17 protein-coding genes are annotated in these 18,222 nt (G+C 71.3%); 8 read left to right on the forward strand and 9 right to left on the reverse strand.

All coding sequences use genetic code 11. The annotated features are described in order from the left end of the window. The first annotated feature begins 108 nt into the window (after nucleotides 1-108). Together ACIBLC_RS24065 and ACIBLC_RS24070 are read left to right on the forward strand one after the other, a co-directional pair. Nucleotides 109-801, forward strand: a complete 693-nt coding sequence (locus ACIBLC_RS24065; RefSeq protein WP_399213223.1) for a hypothetical protein — start codon at nucleotides 109-111, stop codon at nucleotides 799-801. A 14-nt stretch (nucleotides 802-815) separates the two neighbouring features. Then, nucleotides 816-1,904, forward strand: a complete 1,089-nt coding sequence (locus tag ACIBLC_RS24070; RefSeq protein ID WP_399213224.1) for a hypothetical protein — start codon at nucleotides 816-818, stop codon at nucleotides 1,902-1,904. Nucleotides 1,905-2,002: 98 nt separating this feature from the next. Here the strand turns inward: ACIBLC_RS24070 and ACIBLC_RS24075 are convergent, their stop codons facing one another. Beyond that, complete coding sequence (locus ACIBLC_RS24075; RefSeq protein WP_399213225.1) at nucleotides 2,003-2,422, reverse strand: DUF1992 domain-containing protein; 420 nt, start codon at nucleotides 2,420-2,422, stop codon at nucleotides 2,003-2,005. A 120-nt stretch (nucleotides 2,423-2,542) separates the two neighbouring features. Here ACIBLC_RS24075 and ACIBLC_RS24080 point away from each other — a divergent pair, with 120 nt between their 5' ends. Then, nucleotides 2,543-2,938, forward strand: coding sequence for a hypothetical protein (locus ACIBLC_RS24080; RefSeq protein WP_399213226.1), 396 nt, complete (start codon nucleotides 2,543-2,545; stop codon nucleotides 2,936-2,938). Between the two features lie 52 nt (nucleotides 2,939-2,990). Here the strand turns inward: ACIBLC_RS24080 and ACIBLC_RS24085 are convergent, their stop codons facing one another. After that, a complete protein-coding gene (locus ACIBLC_RS24085; protein WP_399213227.1) occupies nucleotides 2,991-3,662 on the reverse strand; it encodes an O-methyltransferase in 672 nt (223 codons plus the stop codon). A gap of 132 nt (nucleotides 3,663-3,794) precedes the next feature. Further along, nucleotides 3,795-5,159 (reverse strand): glycine betaine/L-proline transporter ProP, encoded by a 1,365-nt coding sequence (gene proP, locus ACIBLC_RS24090; protein WP_399213228.1) that lies wholly within the window; start codon nucleotides 5,157-5,159, stop codon nucleotides 3,795-3,797. A gap of 461 nt (nucleotides 5,160-5,620) precedes the next feature. On the opposite strand from proP, the gene ACIBLC_RS24095 reads away from it, so the two are divergent. Continuing rightward, complete coding sequence (locus tag ACIBLC_RS24095) at nucleotides 5,621-7,675, forward strand: bifunctional glycosyltransferase 87/phosphatase PAP2 family protein (RefSeq protein WP_399213229.1); 2,055 nt, start codon at nucleotides 5,621-5,623, stop codon at nucleotides 7,673-7,675. Here the strand turns inward: ACIBLC_RS24095 and ACIBLC_RS24100 are convergent. The 4 genes from ACIBLC_RS24100 to ACIBLC_RS24115 all read right to left on the reverse strand — a co-directional run bounded on the left by ACIBLC_RS24100 (nucleotide 7,626) and on the right by ACIBLC_RS24115 (nucleotide 12,465). Continuing rightward, entirely contained in the window at nucleotides 7,626-9,248 is a 1,623-nt protein-coding gene (locus ACIBLC_RS24100) for a hypothetical protein (protein WP_399213424.1), read from the reverse strand. The genes ACIBLC_RS24095 and ACIBLC_RS24100 overlap by 50 nt on opposite strands. A gap of 209 nt (nucleotides 9,249-9,457) precedes the next feature. Further along, nucleotides 9,458-11,581 (reverse strand): hypothetical protein, encoded by a 2,124-nt coding sequence (locus ACIBLC_RS24105; RefSeq protein ID WP_399213230.1) that lies wholly within the window; start codon nucleotides 11,579-11,581, stop codon nucleotides 9,458-9,460. After that, nucleotides 11,578-12,015, reverse strand: coding sequence for a hypothetical protein (locus ACIBLC_RS24110; RefSeq protein ID WP_399213231.1), 438 nt, complete (start codon nucleotides 12,013-12,015; stop codon nucleotides 11,578-11,580). The genes ACIBLC_RS24105 and ACIBLC_RS24110 overlap by 4 nt, the downstream gene beginning before the upstream one ends. A gap of 24 nt (nucleotides 12,016-12,039) precedes the next feature. Continuing rightward, nucleotides 12,040-12,465 (reverse strand): ATP-binding protein, encoded by a 426-nt coding sequence (locus tag ACIBLC_RS24115; RefSeq protein ID WP_399213232.1) that lies wholly within the window; start codon nucleotides 12,463-12,465, stop codon nucleotides 12,040-12,042. Between the two features lie 87 nt (nucleotides 12,466-12,552). On the opposite strand from ACIBLC_RS24115, the gene ACIBLC_RS24120 reads away from it, so the two are divergent. Together ACIBLC_RS24120 and ACIBLC_RS24125 are read left to right on the forward strand one after the other, a co-directional pair. Beyond that, on the forward strand, nucleotides 12,553-13,401 hold the full coding sequence (locus ACIBLC_RS24120) for a helix-turn-helix domain-containing protein (RefSeq protein ID WP_399213233.1): 849 nt from the start codon (nucleotides 12,553-12,555) through the stop codon (nucleotides 13,399-13,401). Then, entirely contained in the window at nucleotides 13,361-13,624 is a 264-nt protein-coding gene (locus ACIBLC_RS24125) for a DUF397 domain-containing protein (protein ID WP_399213234.1), read from the forward strand. Before ACIBLC_RS24120 ends, ACIBLC_RS24125 begins: the two co-directional genes overlap by 41 nt. Here ACIBLC_RS24125 and ACIBLC_RS24130 read toward each other — a convergent pair. Beyond that, the gene (locus ACIBLC_RS24130; RefSeq protein WP_399213235.1) at nucleotides 13,611-14,195 is read right to left on the reverse strand and encodes a cysteine hydrolase family protein; all 585 of its coding nucleotides are present in this window, start codon (nucleotides 14,193-14,195) and stop codon (nucleotides 13,611-13,613) included. The genes ACIBLC_RS24125 and ACIBLC_RS24130 overlap by 14 nt on opposite strands. Before the next feature lie 74 nt (nucleotides 14,196-14,269). Here ACIBLC_RS24130 and ACIBLC_RS24135 point away from each other — a divergent pair, with 74 nt between their 5' ends. Further along, nucleotides 14,270-15,283 carry a GlxA family transcriptional regulator gene (locus ACIBLC_RS24135; protein ID WP_399213236.1) on the forward strand — a complete coding sequence of 338 codons (1,014 nt, stop codon included), beginning with the start codon at nucleotides 14,270-14,272 and terminating at the stop codon, nucleotides 15,281-15,283. A gap of 85 nt (nucleotides 15,284-15,368) precedes the next feature. Here ACIBLC_RS24135 and ACIBLC_RS24140 read toward each other — a convergent pair whose 3' ends face one another. Next, nucleotides 15,369-16,616 carry a cytochrome P450 gene (locus ACIBLC_RS24140; RefSeq protein ID WP_399213237.1) on the reverse strand — a complete coding sequence of 416 codons (1,248 nt, stop codon included), beginning with the start codon at nucleotides 16,614-16,616 and terminating at the stop codon, nucleotides 15,369-15,371. Between the two features lie 324 nt (nucleotides 16,617-16,940). Here ACIBLC_RS24140 and ACIBLC_RS24145 point away from each other — a divergent pair, with 324 nt between their 5' ends. Then, on the forward strand, nucleotides 16,941-18,110 hold the full coding sequence (locus ACIBLC_RS24145) for a steroid 3-ketoacyl-CoA thiolase (RefSeq protein WP_399213238.1): 1,170 nt from the start codon (nucleotides 16,941-16,943) through the stop codon (nucleotides 18,108-18,110). Nucleotides 18,111-18,222: the final 112 nt, after the last annotated feature.

Here is an 18,222-nt window from a genome sequence, read left to right on the forward strand (position 1 = left end):
GCGGATTTCGACGGGTCTCCGCGCCGCGCGCGCTGTTTGAGAGGCGCGCGACGGGCAACACGGTGCAAGAACCGGCCCGTTGGGTCGAGTAAACCTCGGAAGGCACCCATGTCCACAGGCGTGATCATCGCTCTGATCGTGATTGTGGCGGCCGTTGCCGTTGTCGCGGCCGCCGTGACCCTCCTCGCTCGAAGGCCGCAGGGCGGGCGCAGCCTGCAGCGGCGCTTCGGGCCCGAATACGACCGGGCGGTGGCCCGGCACAACGGTGACGTGAAGGCCGCGGAGAGCGATCTCCAGGAACGCGTGAGCCGACACGGTTCGCTGCGTGAGCGGGCGCTCGAGCCCGCGGCCCGCGACCAGTACACGGCCCGCTGGGCGGCCGCCCAGGAGCGGTTCGTCGAGTCGCCGCGGGAGGCCGTGGCCGACGCCGACGCGCTGCTCGGCGAAGTGGCCGCCGCCCGTGGATTCCCCGGCGGCGACCAGTACGACGAGCAGTACGCGGCGCTCTCCGTCCACCACGGACCGAACGTCCACGGCTACCGCAGGGTGCACCGCGCCGCGCTGGCCCGTACGCCGGACGGCCACGGCACCGAGGAACTGCGTGAGGCCATGATCGAGGCCCGCGTGCTCTTCGAGGAACTGGTGTCCCCCACCCGCCAGGACAACTCCCACCACCGGGCTGACGTGGACGAGAAGTCGTCCACCGCCCAGACCGCAGCCGACCACCCCGAGGGCGCCGCCCCCGAGAGCCGATCCCACCTGCCTTGGTCGTTCAACAAGCGCCAGGCAAAGGGGAGTTGAGGAGCGTGAAGGACATGCAGGACGACACCGCCAAGAACCCGAACGAGGCCGCCAAGGACCCGACCCGCTCGGATCCGGCCCGTCCCGACGCGACCCGCTCGGACCCGACCCGTTCCGACCCGGCGAAGGGCCGCGCCAACCCGGCGTCCGGCGAGACCGCTCCGGCCCGCGAGGCCGCGACGAGCAGCCCGACCGGGGTCCCGACGGGCCAGAAGGCCGAGCCGGGCGACGACGCGCGGGCCCGCCGCGCGGACCCGGTCCGCACCGCTCCCGGTACCACGTCGCCGAGCGAGGGCACGGACGCCCTCGACCGCACGACGGGCGACCGCAAGACCGGCGACACCACGTCGCGTGACACGTCGACCGACCGCGACACGTCGACCGGCCGCGACAGCGGGAACGCTGACACCGCCACCGGCCGTGACACCGCCACCGGCCGTGACACCGCGACCCATGACATCGTCGGCCGTGACACCGCCTCCCGCGAGACCAAGGGAACGGGCACGGCTACGGGTACCGGTGCGGCTACGGGAACCGGCAAGGCGACCGAAACCGGCACGACGACGGGAACCGGTACGGCTACAGGAACCGGTACGGCGACGGGAACCGGCAAGGAGACCGAAACCGGCACGGCGACCAACGGTCGCCCCGCCGTGCACGAAGTCCGTCCGCTCCCGGACAAGGACACCTCCAGCACCCAGGACACTTCCCACATCCATGACACCTCCGGCACCCACGACACCTCGAAGGCCCGCGACACATCCAAGGCCCACGAGACCTCCAAGGCTGAAGGCACGTCCAAGGACCACGACACCCGTCTGATCCCCCAGGACGAGGCCGACAAGTTCGAGGTGCGGCTGCGGCACGCGGTCGTCGGGTTCGTCGACGGGCCCCGGGACGCCGTGGAGGAGGCCGACCAGGTGCTGGAGGAGCTCGCCGCCCGGTTCGCGGACGCCGTCTCCCGGCGCCGCAGCACCCTGCGCACGTCCTGGCAGGGGAAGACCGGCGAGGAGAAGGCGACCGCCGGTACCACCGACACCGAGCAGCTCCGAATAGCCCTCAAGGACTACCGCGAGGTCGCGGAACGCCTCCTGAAGTTCTGACGGCACGGAACAACCGCACAAAGCGAAACCGCACCACCGGCACCCTGAGGCCGCGCCCCGGACCATGTACCCGGGGCGCGGCCTCAGCCGTCACCCCGTCACCCGGCGTCGGCCGCGCCCTCCCGGCGCTCACGCCACTCCCGGACGATCACCTCGACGTCGTACGGCTTGAGTCCGAGGGGCGGGCCGGGCGGGGGTTTGAACATGAGCTCGCGGATCTTGGCGTTGATGTCCTCGACGATGCGGCGCACCACCCGCTCGGAGGGCGCAGCGGAGGCCGCCGCGAGCGCGTCCTCCGCCTCCTTGCGCAGGACCAGCGTGGGGGGAAGCACGGACAGGCCCTCGCGGGCCATCTTCCGCTTGATCCACCACAGTTCGTCGTACGGGGTGTCGGAGATGGCGGGCATGGGCTTGCCAGCGCCGGGGAGTTCGGTGAACTCCCCGCGTGCCTCCGCCTCACGGATCTGCCGGTCGACCCAGGACTCGTAGCTGACGCCGGGTGGCTTGCGCTCGGTCATGAGTCCCATTGTGCGGCAGCCCGCACGCTGGGGCGACGTGGCGAACTATCATGCGGCGGCGGCGCGTCAAGCACGCTCCGTACGACGACAATCGGTCCGGCGGGAACTGAAGGAGCGCACGTGCTCGAACTCACCATGGCCTCGGTCACCGGGGCGGACGCGGGTGCGACGGCCGGGATGCTGATGGCCGACTCGCCGAGCGACCCGGGTGCCATGCTGCGGGTGGGCCGGGACAAGGCCGTGTGCCGTCTCGCGACCCCGGACGACTGGCTGTTCGTGTCCCGGGTGCATCTGGAGTTCATGTGCGGCCCCGACGGCGCCTGGCAGGTCACCTGGTTGCAGGGCTCCCGGCCCGAGCCCTCCTCCGAGGTACGGCTGACGCTGGCAGGCGAGCTGACCCAGGCCCTCGCGTACGGCGGCACGGCCAGGCTTCCCGCGGGCGGCTCCGGCGAGATCGTCATCCTGGACCGCACCGGCCCGTACAGCGTGAACGTGGGCTTCTACCACGAGGTGTGAGCCCGAGGCGCGACCCCGAAGCCCCTGAAGTCCCCGAAGCCCCCGGAGAGGCTCAGGCCAGTACCCGCGCCAGCGCGAACCCGTCGTACCCCTTGCTCCCGACCGTCTGGATCGCCGTACCGTTCAACTTCGGGTGGGCGGCGATCAGTTCGAGCGCCTCCCGGGTGCCGCGGACGTGCGCTTCGGTGTTGCCGGGGTCGGCGACCTTGCCCTCGCGGACGACGTTGTCGAGGACGATCAGGCTGCCGGGGCGGGTGAGCTTGACGGCCCACTCGACGTAGTGCGGGTTGTTCACCTTGTCCGCGTCGATGAACACGAGGTCGAACGGCTCCGGGTTCTCCTCGGCCAGTTTCGGGAGCGTCTCCAGGGCGGGCCCGACCCGCACCTCGGCGATCTTGTCGAGGCCCGCGCGGGCGAGGTTGCCGCGGGCGACCTCGGCGTGCGCGGGGTCGTACTCGAAGGTGATCAGGCGGCCGTCGGCCGGGAGGGCGCGGCCCAGCCAGATCGTGCTGTAGCCGCCGAGCGTGCCGATCTCCAGGATGCGGCGGGCGCCCTGGATCTGGGCGAGAAGCTGGAGCAGCTTGCCCTGGTTCGGCGCGACGTTGATCGGTGGCAGTCCGGCCGCGTCGCTGTCGCGCAGCGCGGCGGTCAGGGTGTCGTCGGCGGGGGCGAGGAGGGCGGCGAAGTAGTCGTCGACGTCGTCCCAGAGCTGCGACTCGCTCATGCACCATGCCTTTCGTATGCCTAGTTAGATCCGCTAACTAGTCCTGCCGGTGAATCTAGTCGCGGACGCTCCGGCTTGCCAGCGGGTTGCCCGGAGTTCGGCGGGTTGCCCGGTGCTCAGGGGGCCCCGGGTTCAGCGGTCGGCCGGGTCGACCGAGGGTGCCGAGCCCGGCAGTGGCCGGCCCGCCGACTCCGTCATGAACCACACGGCCACGCCGCCGATGACGGCCGCCGCCATCATGTAGTAGGCGGGCATCATCAGGTTCCCGGTCGCCCCGATGAGCGCCGTGACCACCAGCGGGGTCGTGCCGCCGAAGAGGGACACGGAGACGTTGAAGCCGATGGAGAGCGAGCCGTAGCGGACCTTCGTCGGGAAGAGGGCGGGGAGCGCGGCGGGCATCGCGGAGGTGAAGCAGACCAGCAGCAGGCCGAGGGCGCCCATGCCGAGCGCGACCGCCAGCAGGCTGCCCTGGCGGATCAGCAGGATCGCCGGGACGGAGAGCGTGAGGAAGCCCGCGCAGCCGGCGGCGATCACCGGGCGGCGGCCGATCCGGTCGGTGAGCGCGCCCGCGAAGGGCTGCACGATCATCATCAGCGCCATCACGCCCAGGACGACGAGGAGGCCGTGCGTCTCGTCGTACCTCAGCTCACTGGTCAGGTAGCTCGGCATGTACGACAGCAGCATGTAGTCCGTGACGTTGAAGACCAGCACCAGGCCCACGCAGAGCAGCAGGGCCCGCCACTGGCCGGTCACCATCTCGCGCAGCGGCACCTTCGGGCGGGCCGCCTCGGACTTCGCCATCTCCGCCGCGAACACCGGCGTCTCCTCCAGGCGCATCCGCAGATACAGCCCGACGACGCCCATCGGGCCGGCGATCAGGAACGGGATCCGCCAGCCCCAGGAGAGCAGGTCGTCGGTGGAGAGCAGGGCGGTCATGAGGGTGACCAGGCCGGCGCCGCCGATGTAGCCGGCGAGCGTGCCGAACTCCAGCCAGCTCCCGAGGAAGCCGCGTTTCCTGTCGGGCGCGTACTCGGCGATGAAGGTGGACGCGCCCGCGTACTCGCCGCCGGTGGAGAAGCCCTGGACGAGCCGGGCGGCGAGGAGCAGCAGGGGAGCGCCGACGCCGATCGCGCCGTACGACGGGATCAGGCCGATCGCGAAGGTGCCCGCCGCCATCATGATCATGGTGAGTGCGAGGACCTTCTGCCGGCCGACGCGGTCACCCAGCGGGCCGAAGACCAGGCCGCCGAGCGGGCGGACCAGGAAGGCCGCGGCGAAGGCGCCGAAGGTGGAGAGCAGTTGGGCGGTCGGGTTGCCCGAGGGGAAGAAGACCTTGCCCAGGGTCACCGCGATGTAGCTGTAGACGCCGAAGTCGAACCACTCCATCGCGTTGCCCAGGGCGGCGGCCTTCACGGCACGCTTCACCAGGGCGGGGTCGGTGACGGTGACGTCCGCGGGGGGAGCGGTCCGGGGCGCGACGGCTGCGGCGGTCGGCAAGGGTTTTCCTTTCGTCGGGGGCGGGAACAGGGTGTCCTCGCGGCAGGGCGAGCGGGGCCCGGGGGGCAGGAACGAGCGGGTCCCCGGGGGCAGGGCCGACGGTCCTCGGGGCAAGGGCGCGGTCCGCCCGAAAGCGGACCGAAAAGCGACCATAGGGGCGGCCGGCCACATTACGTGCCGTGTGCACCTAATCGCGCAGTGCGCATAAAAGCCGCGTACGCAGGCGAGACGACCAGCAGGGATGTGTCCTTCCGGCGGCCGGTCTGTGATCTATGTCGCGGACCCGTGGTGGAACTGAACCGTTCGCGCACTATCGTCATCCGGACAAAAGATGGAAGGACGTCAGGTGAAGAGGGGGTTGCCTGCGTCTCTCACCCGGGGCGGTGCGAGCCTCTGGGGACCGGACAGGAAACCCGCGCGCGCGACGCGTGGGACGAACGGGGCGGGAGGGCTGACGCGGCGTGGCGAACGTGGAGCACGGCGGAAGAGCGGGTAATGCCTTCGGGGCGGGGGCTGCCGAGCGGGCGAAGGCACGGCTGAAGGCTGTCCGTATCGGGCTGTGGGTGATCGCCGCGATGCTCGCCGTACGGCAGCTCACCGCCGTCCTGAGCACCCCCAAGGGGGAGCGGCTGACGGATCTGGAGACCTGGGTCGGGACGGACGGCGTCCTGCACGTGAAGGGCTCGCTGTACGACTCGACGCAGTTCACCGGCACCCCGTTCGGGGGACTCGTCCTCAAGCCACTCACCCGTTCGGCGGAACAGGCCCTCGGCTGGGGCTGGACCTTCGGCACCCTGCTGCTGGTCGTCGCGCTCGGCATGGTCGCGGCGCGCGCCCTGCCCAAGCCGGTGACCCGGCGGGCGTCCCTGCTCGCCGCGCCCGTCACGATCAGCCTCCTGATGCTGTCGCTGCCGGTGCGCAACACCCTCTACCTCGGCCAGACCAGCATCATCCCGGTGCTGCTCGTCCTGCTCGGCTGCTTCACCGTGCGCGGGCAGCGGGCCAGTGGCGTGCTGATCGGCCTCGCCGCCGCCCTCCAGCCCGCCGTGCTGCTCTTCGCGCCGCTGCTCTGGTTCACCGGCCGCAGACACGCCGCCGTGTCCACCGGTGCCACCTTCGCGGGCCTCACGGCGCTCGCCTGGGCCGCGATGCCGCACGACTCGTACACCTACTGGGTGCACCACGTGGCGGGCGTCGGGCTCGGCGGCAAGGCGGACGGACTCGCCAACCAGTCACTGCACGGCGCGCTGCTGCGGTTCGGGCTGGAGGGCCCGCTGGAGATCGGCCTGTTCCTGCTGCTCGGCGCGGCCGTCGCGGTCCTCGGCCTGCGCCGCGCGGTGCGTTACGCACGCGACGGACAGCTGCTGCTCGCCGTCGCGATCACCGGCTGTGTCGCGGTCGCCGTCTCGCCCACGACCTGGCAGCACCAGCTTCTGTGGGTGCTGCTCGCGGTCGTCGGCCGGGTCGGCAAGAAGACCTCGGACCGGTACATGTGGCCCGTGGCCGTCGTCCTGGTGATGACGCTGCCCGCCAAGATGATGCTGCCGAACATGCCGGTGCTCCACCCGCTGCGCGACAACGTGGTGCTGATCGCCGCCCTCGCCGCCGCCCTCGTCGTGCCGTTCCTGTCCCGCACCTCCGAGTACTACCGCAGACCGATCCCCACCGAGTACGCGCCCGCCGTCCCGACCCGGTGGAGCCGCGTCCCGCTGCTGCCGTTCCTCGGCCGGGTCCTCTCCCGCCCGAACCTGCTCCTCGAACTGCTGCTGATCCGCGTCGGCTACTCCGCCTACCAGCAGGTCAGGCTGGCCGCGACGGGCGGCACCAACGCCGGAGGCCGGGTCACCGCCGAGCACCACGCCGACCAGATCCTCTCGATGGAGCGGTTCCTGCACATCGACATCGAGCACTGGGTCAACCACGCCGTCGTGAAGGTCGACTGGCTGCGGGGCTTCTTCGACTTCTACTACACGTCGTTCCACTTCTTCGTCCCGCTGACGGTGCTCGCGGTGCTCTACATCCGCCGCCCCTCCGACTACCGCTGGGCCCGCTCGGCCCTCGGCTTCGCCACCCTGTTCGCGCTCGTCGGCTTCTGGCTCTACCCGCTGGCCCCGCCGCGACTGATGCCGGGCTTCGGCATCATCGACACGGTGCACGGCGTCCAGGACTTCTCCAAGCCGGACTACGGCACGCTCACCGCCCTCACGAACCAGTACGCGGCGATGCCCTCGCTGCACTTCGGCTGGTCCCTGTGGTGCGGCCTGGTGATCGCGATCCTGGCGCCGAAGTGGTGGATGAAGGCGCTGGGCCTGCTGCACCCGTTCTTCACCGTTTCGGCGATCGTGGCGACCGGCAACCACTGGGTCCTGGACGCCGTGGGCGGCGCGATGGTCGTGGGCGCCGGCTTCGGACTGACCTACCTGCTCCAGGGGCCGCGGCCCCGGACCCTGCCGGAACCGGTCGAGCTCAGCAGGAAGGAGCCGCCGGTCCCGGTGACGGGCCGTACGCCGAGCTGATCCGGTACTCGCCGGGGCGGGAGACCGTCAGCCGGGTGAACTCGCCGTCCTGTGCGAGGCAGCCCCCGTCGGCCCGCAGCCACGGCGAGTACGCGACCTTCACGGTGACCGAGCCGGGCTCCGGCACCCGCACGTCGACCTCGGAGCTGGTGGTCCGCAGGACGGCGCCGGGCGCCGACACCAGCGGCACCGCGTCACGCACCCGGAATACCCGCCAGTGGGCGTCGTTCCACACCGGCTCCAGCCACGCGGGCGGGTTCCCCACGAGGCGGGCCTCCTCCTCGGCGAACCCGTCCGGCTTCCCGTCGGGCAGTACGACGAGACCGACGGCCCAGCGGTCCAGCCAGGCGCGGTAGGTCGCCGCCGAGAAGGTGCCGTCGTAGAAGAGCCGGCCGCGCTCCATGTCCAGCTGGCGGTTCCAGCCGCGCGCCAGGTTCACGTGCGGGGCGAGCGCGGTCGCCTCGCGGTGGTTGCGGGCGGGGACCACCTCGACGCGGGTGCGGTCCGCGCCGAGCCGGTCCAGGGCGCCGATGACCCCCCGGGTGTCGGCGGCCCAGGCGGGCACGTCGGTCGACACCTTCAGGTCGTCCACGGTCTTCTGGCCGACCCAGAAGAGCGAGTAGCACAGGGCCCCGATCAGCGCGGTGCGCCGGAGAGCCCTGAGACGCGGCGCGCCCAGCAGCAGCGCGAGCAGCACGGCCGGGGCGAACAGTTCCGCGAACCGCTCGACGTTCGTGCCGACGGGCGAGGCGACCAGATACGTCAGTACGGTCCCGGCGGCGTAGACGACGCCGCTCCACCGTGCCACCCGCCAGCCGCGCGGGGCCAGCACCGCGACGGCCAGCCCGAGCAGCACGGGCGGCCAGATACGCCCGGCCGGCATCAACTGCTCGCCGCTGAAAGGGAACAGCAGCGTGGTCGCCCCGACCACGGCGGCGGGCGGCGCCAGCAGCACGCAGGCCCGCACCCGGTCCCGCGCCACGAGATACGCCGCCCCCACCACCGCGAGGAACAGCCCGGCCACCGGACTCGCCATCGTCGCGAGCGCCGCGTAGGCCGTCGCGAGCAGCAGCCGCCGCTCACGGGTCAGCAGGACGCAGGCGGCGAGCCCGAGAGCCACGCCGAGCGCGAAGGTCGTACGCCCCGAGGCGACGTTGCACCACAGCGCGAGCGACGCGAGCAGCGCGGGGCCCACCGGACTCCGTATCCCCGTACGGCCGATCAGCACGGCCGCCAGCCAGCAGGCGGCGAGCCCGGAGACCACCGTCACCGTGCGGACGCCGAGCCCGGCCATCAGATACGGGGATATCAGGCTGTAGTTGGCGGTGTGCATCCCGCCGTACCAGAACAGGTTGTACGCCGAGCCGCCGTTGCGGGACGCGAACTGCGCCCAGGCCTCCTGCGCCGCGAGGTCGCCGCCGCCGGTGGCGAGGAACACCCACCACACCGCGTACAGCGGGACGGTGGGGAGGGTGGCGAGGAGCGGGAGACGGTGGCGGTGCCAGAAGCCGCGGAGCCGGTGGTTCCGGTGCGGTGCCGGGTGGTCCTGCCGGACGGCGGTCAGATCGGTCAGGTCGGTCAGATCGGCGACGTCGGTCGCGTCGGTCAGCTCGGCAGAGACCACTGCTCTGGGATTCCGTTCGAAGTCTGCGGAGGTGCGGGGCGGTTGTGCCGAGTGTGTAGACGCGAGATGGACCGAAAACGTTCATCAGGGAGCCATGGGACGTCGGGTCGTGGACGAAGTCGGAACGTGGACGGAGTCGGGCGTCCGTGTGCGGGCGGTCACCGGCGTGGCGCGGCGGCCAGCCGCTCCTGGAGCCTGGCGTGGCGGAACTGGTACGCCGGACCGGTCGCCCGCAGCAGGTTGCGGCGGCGGGCGTCCTCCAGGAACGACATCAGGCGTACGGGGGTGCCCTCGGCGGCGGAGAGCTGTACGGCGGTCAGCGCGGTCGCCACTCCCAGGTTGTTGACCGGGCCCGCCACGAGACCCGCCCACAGGCCCGCGCCGACGCCGAGCGGGGCGCCGGCCCAGAAACCGTTCATCCAGGTGGCGGCGGGGACGATGAGCAGGGCGACCGAGAGGCCGACGAGGAGACCGAGAAGAAGTCTCAGCCTGATGTGGTGCAGCCACACGTCTCGGGGTCCGATGGACCGGGTGTCCACCAGGGGCGGACCGCTGTGATCGTCGCGGACCTTGTCGAACCAGGATCCCGTTCCAGCGCCGAGGACGGTCCCGGCGACGAGTTCGTAGCCGCGGCCGTAGACCAGGATCGTGCCGAAGCCGGTGGGCGCCGTGGCGAGGAGACAGAGCCAGGCGGGCAGCGGGGTGTCCGTCAGAGGCCCGAAGAGGAGCCAGACCGTGACCGCCGTCAGGAGCCACTGGACGACACCCGCCCGGACCGCGGACCAGCCGAAGATGTCACGCCACCCGGCGCTCGGCAGCGGCTGCGGGTCGCCGCTGCGGCGGCTGAGCAGGCCGGCGGCGAACCCGCTCCCGAGCGCGGAGCCGGGCCCCAGCACGCAGGCCCACACAAGACCGGTCATGTGCCAGATCATCAGGAAGGCGGGCACCCCGTAGAGCAGGCCGACGACGGACCCGATGGCGATCGCCCGGGGGCGGCGGTCCGCCCAGGTGGGGATGTGCCACCAGAGCAGGTCGTGCGTGCCCTGTTCGGTGAGGCGGACGGCGAGGTGGCGCAGCGCGCGGTCGGCGGCCTCGGGGGAGTGGCGGGGGCGCGGGCGTCCCGGCCGGGCGGTGTACGCGGCGGTGACGGCGTGGTCGAGGAGGTGGTCCTCGACGGAGCGGGCGGTGGGGAAGCGGCCGGTGTCGAGGAGTTCGTCGACAGGATCGCTGTCGCCGTGGGCGTCGCGCAGGAGACTGATCGCGAGCGGGCCGGTCAGGGCCTGGGCCAGGGGGCTGTCCGGGGTGTCCAGGAGTCCGCGCGCGAGCCTGTCCCAGGCGGGCGGCGGCGGCTCGGGCAGCGGGCCGAGAAGGTACGCGGCGGCGTCGGCGGGGCGTACGGGGAGGATCTCCAGCGCGACCGCACCGCCCAGCCGGGACCGCTTGGCGGTGAGGACGGCCTCCTTGGCACGGGAGACCAGGACGAGGCGGAAGTCGGCGGCCTCCAGCGCGCTCACCATCGCGGCGCGCAGCTTGCCGGGGACCTCGTCCAGCGCGTCGAGGAACAGCGAGACGCGGCCCGCCTCAAGGAGTTCGAGCGCGCGGGCTCGGCCGTCCCGGCCACGGAAGAGGGTGTACTCGCGGGACAGCCGGCCCGCCGCCCACTCGGCCGGGCTCTCGGCGGCGGGGTCCCAGCCGTGCGGCGAGAGCATCACCGGTACGGGGATGAGGGCGCGCCGGTCGGGTGACGCGGTGTTCGCGCGGTGCTGGAGCGCGTCGAGGAGCAGGAGGACCGCGGCGGCCGTCTTGCCCGCGGCCGGCGGCCCGACGAGGAGGAGGCGGCCGGACGCCAACCCGCCGTAGGCGGCGTGCAGTTCGGCCAGGCCGCCGCCCAGGCGCAGCGAGTCACGGGTGGCCGCCACGACTCCCGGAAGCGGCGTGAAGCGGGCGCGGGCCCCTTCGGCGGTGGCCCCGGTGACCCGGCCCGCCGCCCTGCGGACGCTCACCTGCCAGCGCACGGGCAGCGGAGCGGGTTCCAGGAGGCGGCGGAGTCCGGCCTCCTGCTGCCACTGACGGCGTACGGCGGCGGCCAGCTCGTCGGCCGAAGCATCCAGCGGCGACCGGGAGTTGACGTCGTAGCGGACGTTCATGGTGTTTCCGGCGCCGACCTGGAGGGCGGTGGGGCCGTGGAAGACGTTGCCGGAGACCTGGGGTGGCTGCGCCGGTCCGTCGGAACGTTCTGCCGGTCTGTCCGGGCGTTCGGCCGGTCTGTCGGGGTCGGTCATCCGGCGCTGCCGAAGTGGTTGTCCTGGTGGTTGTGGTCGCCGACCTGGAGAGCGCTGGGGCCGCTGAACGTGTTGCCGGACACCGCGCCCCGGCCGGGCGACCGGTCCGCCGACTCCTCGGCCAGCGCGCGCAGTTCGGCGACGAACCGCTCGCGCTCGGCCTGCCCCAGGCTCTCCAGAAGCGCCTCGAACCGCCCCTGCCAGAGCCCTACTTGGAGGTCCCGGACCCGCCCGGACTCCTCCTCGTCCGCCGCGTCCAGCACGGCGGCCGTCCGGTCGAGCCGCTCCAGCGCGTCGCTCTCCCGCGCGGGATCTCCACGCCCGATGACCCTGGCGCAGCGGTCCCGGAACGCGGTCCACAGGTCCGAACTCGCGCTCTGCACCACCGTCGTGCCCGCCGCCGCGGCCGCCGCGGTCATCGCTTCCGCCAACATCGTCAGCCGCCCCCTGAAGGTCCGTCACTTCTCCGACGGGACCATAGTTCCTCCCCGGCACTCGAACCACATGGTCTTTCCGGCCCCGGTCGCGTCGGGCCGCGCACCCCACCGGTCGACCATCGCGTCGAGCAGGACGAGCCCGCGGCCACTCTCCGCGTCCGCGCCGGGGAGACCGGCGGTGGGGAGACACGGCGAACTGTCCGACACCTCGACGCGGACGCCGTACGGCTGCCGAAGGACCAGCAACTCGCAGCGCCGGTCCGGGACATGACGCAGCACGTTGGCGAGCAGCTCGGTGACGGCCAGGCCGACGGGGTCGGTCAGTTCCGGCATCTCCCAGTAGCGGAGGTAGGCGCGGACGATCCGCCGGACGTGACCGGCGGAGTGTTCGCCGACCGTGAAGCGCATGCCGTACTGGACGGGTGGGGGAGGAATGAGTTCGTTCACAGGACGAGCGTGACGGCCATTGGCTACGCTGAGCTACCGACCGAACACAACCGACTCGCGAGCCGAGTTCGCGGACAGGGGCCGTACGTGACCAACATCAGCGTCCTCGACCCGAGCGCGTCGCCGCTCGACTACTACGGCTTCGAGCTGCGGCGGCACCGGGAGGCGGCGGGCCTGACGCAGAAGCAGTTCGGCGACGTCATCAACTACACCGGGTCGCTGGTGGGGCAGATCGAGACGGCCCGCAAACTCCCGACGGACGTGTTCAGCGAGCGGGCGGACGCGGCGCTGGGGACGGGCGGGTTGTTGTCGCGGTTGGTGGGGCTGGTGTTGCGGAGTCAGCTTCCGGCTTGGTTTCAGCAGGTGGCGGAGCTGGAGGCTCGGGCGAGCGAGATCTGCACTTTTCATACGCACCTGGTGCACGGCCTGTTGCAAACCGAGGGGTACGCGCGTGCCGTACTCGGCGCCCTGGACACCAGTCGGCTCGATGACCGGACTGCCGTACGACTGGCTCGGCAGCGCATCTTCGAGAAGAGCGAGCCGCCGGTTCTCTGGGCGGTCGTCAGCGAGGCTGCGCTCTACCAAGAGATGGGGGGCCGGGCGACGATGCGGCAGCAACTCGCTCAGCTGTTGGACTTCGAGGAAAACCGTCGGATCAACATCCAAGTACTGCCGTACTCGGCCGGTGCCCACGCTGGACTCCAGGGCTCCTTCGACCTCTTTCGGTTCGCGAGTGACCCCGACATCGTCTACACCGAGGGCTACGGGATGGGGCATCCGACCGCCAATCCGGAAACTGTCAGGGACTGTTCGCTCCGTTACGATCATCTACAAGCCGCCGCGCTGTCCCTCCGGGACTCGGCGGAGGTGATCCGGCGCGCAATGGAGGAACGCTATGGGGAACAACGCGATTCCGACCGGCATCCAGTGGCGTAAGTCGAGTTACAGCGGCGACCAGGGCGGCTCGTGTGTCGAGTGCGCACCCCTCGGCCCCCTGGCTTGGCGCAAGTCCAGCTATAGCACCGACACGGGTGGCTCCTGCGTCGAGATCGCCCCAACCCCCCACGCCACCATCGCCGTTCGGGACTCCAAGATTCCCGACGGCCCCGCCCTCACCCTCACCCCCGTCGTCTTCACCGCCTTCGTCACCGGGCTTTAGCGACCAGCTCCTCCGTCGTCACCACCGTGGCGAAGCCGCCGCCGTGCAGGGTCACGGCCGTCGCGCGGGAGAGTTCGTCCGCCGTGAGGTGCCAGCCGAACGGGCCCTCCTGGTCGAAGGTGTACGTCGCGTCGAGGGCGAACAGGACGTCGTAGCCGAGGTTGCCGCCCATGCGGGCCGTGGTCTCGGCGCACATGTTCGTCTGGATCCCGGCGACGGCGATCTGGGTGATGCCCTCCGCCTTGAGCCAGGCGTCCAGGTCCGGTGTGCCGTAGAACGCCGAGTTCACCGTCTTGGTGATGAACAGCTCCGGGCCCTTCCCCGCGCCGCGCCGCCGCTCGACGTACTCCTTGAAGCCGTTGCCCGGCTGCCCCGGCCGCAGGGGTGAGTCCGGCTTGACCGAGTCGTGCCGTACGAAGACGACCGGGCGGCCGGTGTCCTGCCAGACGCCGATCAGGGAGGCGATGTTCTCGTCGGCGGCCGGGTTGTTGCGCGGGCCCCAGGCCTCCAGCTCCTCGAAGCCCTGCTGTACGTCCACTACCACCAGCGCCGCGTTCTCTGTGATCTCCATGCGGACCATCCTGCCGCCCTTCACGTGTCCGCCCCAGGGGGCAGGAAGCCAGCGTTCGATGATTTACTGCCAGGATGACCCGGTCGACGACACAGACTCACCGCATCGCCCTCCTCACCTTCCCCGGCGTGCGGGCCTTCGACGTCAGCGTGATCACCGAGGTGTGGGGTGTGGACCGTACGGACCGTGGCGTACCGGCCTTCGACCTGCGCCGGGTCGCCGCCGACCCCGCCCCCGTGGCGATGCGCGGCGGACTCGCGGTCACCCCGGACCGGACACTGGCCTGGCTGTCCCGGGCGGAGCTGATCGTGGTGCCGGGGCTCGACGACCACGTGACGCCCGCGCCCGGACCCGTACTGGAGGCGCTGCGCCGCGCGCATGCCCGGGGGATCACCATCGCCGCCCTGTGCGGCGGGGCCTTCACGCTGGCGCAGGCGGGGCTGCTGGACGGGCGGCGCGCGCTGACCCACTGGAATCTGATCGACCTGCTGCGGAAGCGGCACCCGGGGGTGCGCGTCGAGCCGGACGCGTTGTTCGTCGAGGACGACAACCTCTGGACGTCCGCGGGGACGGCCGCCGGGATCGACCTCTGCCTGCATCTCGTGCGTGCCGTGCACGGGGCGGAGGCCGCCGCGGCGATCGCCCGCTCGATGGTCACAGCGCCGTTCCGGGCGGGCAGCCAGGCGCAGTTCATCGAACAGCCCGTCGCCCCCGCGGACCCGGACGCCGACGCGCTGGCCGCCGTACGCGAGTACGCGCTCGGGCATCTCGACGAGCCGCTCACCGTGCCCGCGCTGGCCGCCCGCGCGGGGATGTCACCGCGCTCCTTCGCCCGGCACTTCGCGGCGGCCACCGGGACAACTCCCGTGCGCTGGCTGCTGGATCAGCGCGTCGCGGCGGCGCAACGGCTGCTGGAGCGGACCGGTCTCACCATGCCCGAGGTGGCCCGGCGGGCGGGCTTCGGCAGCGAGGTGACCATGCGGCAGCACTTCGCGGCGCGGCTGGCGACGAGTCCGCGGGCCTATCGGACGTCGTTCGCCGGAGGCGGGCGCGCGGTCGGAAGCGGGGGAGGCAGGGGCGGGGCGTAGGGATGGTGAACGCCCCTGCCTCCCGCGCGGGACGGGCCGACGGTGCCGGGAGGTGTCGGCCCGAGCGCGGACGGCGTACGTGTGGCTATCGCGTGTGGCTGACCTGGAGTTCCTTGACGCCGTTGAGCCAGGCGGAGCGCAGCCGGCGGGGGGCGCCCGCCAGTCGCAGGTTGGGCATGGCGTCGGCGATCGCGTTGAAGATGAGGTCGATCTCCAGGGTGGCGAGGGACTTGCCGAGGCAGAAGTGCGGGCCTCCGCCGCCGAAGCCGAGGTGGGGGTTGGGGTCGCGGGTGATGTCGAAGAGCTCGGGCCGGTCGAAGACCTCGGGGTCGTTGTTGGCGGAGGAGTAGAAGACGCCGACGCGCTGGCCCTTCCTGATCTGGTGGCCGCCCAGTTCGGTGTCCTGGGTCGCGGTGCGCTGGAAGGACACGACGGGGGTCGCCCAGCGGACGATCTCCTCGGCGGTGGTCTTGGGGCGTTCGCGCTTGTAGAGGTCCCACTGGTCGGGGTGGGTGAGGAAGGCGTGCATGCCGTGGGTGATGGCGTTGCGGGTCGTCTCGTTGCCGGCGACGGCCAACAGCAGGACGAAGAAGCCGAACTCGTCCGGCGCGAGGTTGCCCTCGTCCTCCGCGGCCACCAGCGTGCTGACGATGTCCTTGGCCGGGCACTGCTTGCGGTCGGCGGCCATGTTCATCGCGTACGAGATGAGTTCGGTGGCCGACTCGGCGCCGACCTCCTCGGTGATCGCGTACTCCGGATCGTCGTACGCCACCATCTTGTTGGACCAGTCGAAGATCTTCGACCGGTCGTCCTGCGGGACGCCGATGAGCTCCGCGATGGCCTGGAGGGGGAGTTCGCTGGCGACCTGGGTGACGAAGTCGAAGGCGCCGTCGGGGCCCGCGCCCGCGAGCGCGCTCTCGACGATCGAACCGGCGCGGGCACGCAGGGCGCTCTCCAGCGAGCGGATCGCGCGCGGGGTGAAGCCGCGCTGCACGATCTGGCGGACCCGGGTGTGCTCGGGCGGGTCCATGTTGAGCATGATCAGGCGCTGGACCTCGATCGTCTCGCGCGGGATGTGCTCCTGGAAGCGGATGACGGCGGTGTTGAGGAACGAGGAGAAGATCTCGGGGTGCGTGGAGACGTACTTGACGTCCGCGTGCCGGGTCACCGCCCAGTAGCCGTCGTCCTCGAAGCCCGCGATACCGGGCTGTTGGGCGATCCAGTGGACCGGTTCGATCGCGCGCAGCTCGGCGAACTCCGGCAGGGGCACGCGGTGGTGCAGCAGATCGGGGTCGGTGAAATCGAACCCGTCGGGCAGCGCTGGACAGGGCATCGGCAACTCCCGCCGTTCAGACGGCCTTCTGGTCTTCTCGGTGTGTTCTGACGGTCCATCAGTAACTGGAGACTGCCGTGAAGGTAGTAACGGGTTCTACAAGTCGCAAGGGGCGCGGCGGCCCGAATCGTGTGCGGGTTCGCGAGGAAACCGTGTGCGGGTTCGCGAGGAAGTCGACTTCCACGGCTGCACGACCCTTGCGGCACCGGGGGTTGGCTCAGCAGACTGCACAACAGAACTAGAACGCGTACTAGTTCGGCGCGGCGGGTGGCCGGGACGCCCGCGCCGCGCGGGTGGACAGGCCCAAGGAGAGGACGAGCCCCCATGGTCGCGGAACCCGTCATCGTCGAAGCCGTACGCACCCCCATTGGCAGGCGCGGCGGCGCACTCGCCAATCTGCACCCCGCCTACCTGTTGGGCGAGACCTACCGTGAACTCCTGGGCCGTACCGGCATCCAGGCCGACTGCGTCGAGCAGATAGTCAGCGGCACGGTGACCCACGCCGGCGAACAGTCCATGAACCCCGCCCGCGTCGCCTGGCTCACCATGGGCCTGCCGTACGAGACGGCCGCGACGACGGTCGACTGCCAGTGCGGCTCCTCGCAGCAGGCCTCGCACATGGTCGCCAACATGGTCGCGGCGGGCGTCATCGACGTCGGGATCTCGTCCGGCGTCGAGGCGATGTCGCGGGTGCCGCTGGGGTCCGGGTCCAAGCACGGGCCGGGCAAGCCGTTCCCCGACGAGTGGAACGTCGACCTGCCGAACCAGTTCGAGGCGGCGGAGCGGATCGCCCGCCATCGCGGCCTCACGCGCGAGAACGTCGACTCGCTCGGGCTGATCTCGCAGGAACGCGCCGCCGTCGCCTGGTCGGAGGAACGCTTCAAGCGCGAGACCTTCGCCGTGCAGGTGCCGACCACGGAGGAGGAGCAGCGGGCCGGGCAGGGCATGTGGCGGCTCGTCGACCGTGACGAGGGTCTGCGTGACACGTCGATGGAGGCGCTGGCCCGCCTGAAGCCGGTCATGCCGACGGCCGTCCACACGGCCGGCAACTCCTCCCAGATCTCCGACGGCGCCTCCGCCATCATGTGGGCGTCCAAGCGGATGGCGCGTGCGCTGAAGCTCCGCCCCCGTGCGCGGATCGTCGCCCAGGCGCTGGTCGGCTCCGACCCGCACTTCCACCTCGACGGCCCCATCGACGCGACCCGCGCGGTCCTCGGCAAGGCCGGGATGTCCCTCAAGGACATCGACCTCGTCGAGATCAACGAGGCCTTCGCCTCAGTGGTGTTGAGCTGGGCCCAGGTCTTCGAACAGGACCTGGCGAAGGTCAACGTCAACGGCGGCGGTATCGCCCTCGGCCACCCGGTCGGAGCCACGGGTGCCCGCCTGATCACCACCGCCCTCCACGAACTGGAGCGCCGCGACAAGGAGTTCGCCCTCGTGACGATGTGCGCGGGCGGGGGACTGGCTACCGGGACGATCATTCAGCGGTTGTAGTCTTCCGGACAACTCCCTCGCCCTCTGAATTCACCTTTGATTAACCGGCTGTTCGGTTTAGAACAGCCGGTCGGTGCATGATCCACGGATTGCGCATTTAGATCTTGACGGT

The organism is Streptomyces sp. NPDC050535 (assembly GCF_044457665.1).
In the GTDB taxonomy this organism is placed as follows: Bacteria; Actinomycetota; Actinomycetes; order Streptomycetales; family Streptomycetaceae; genus Streptomyces.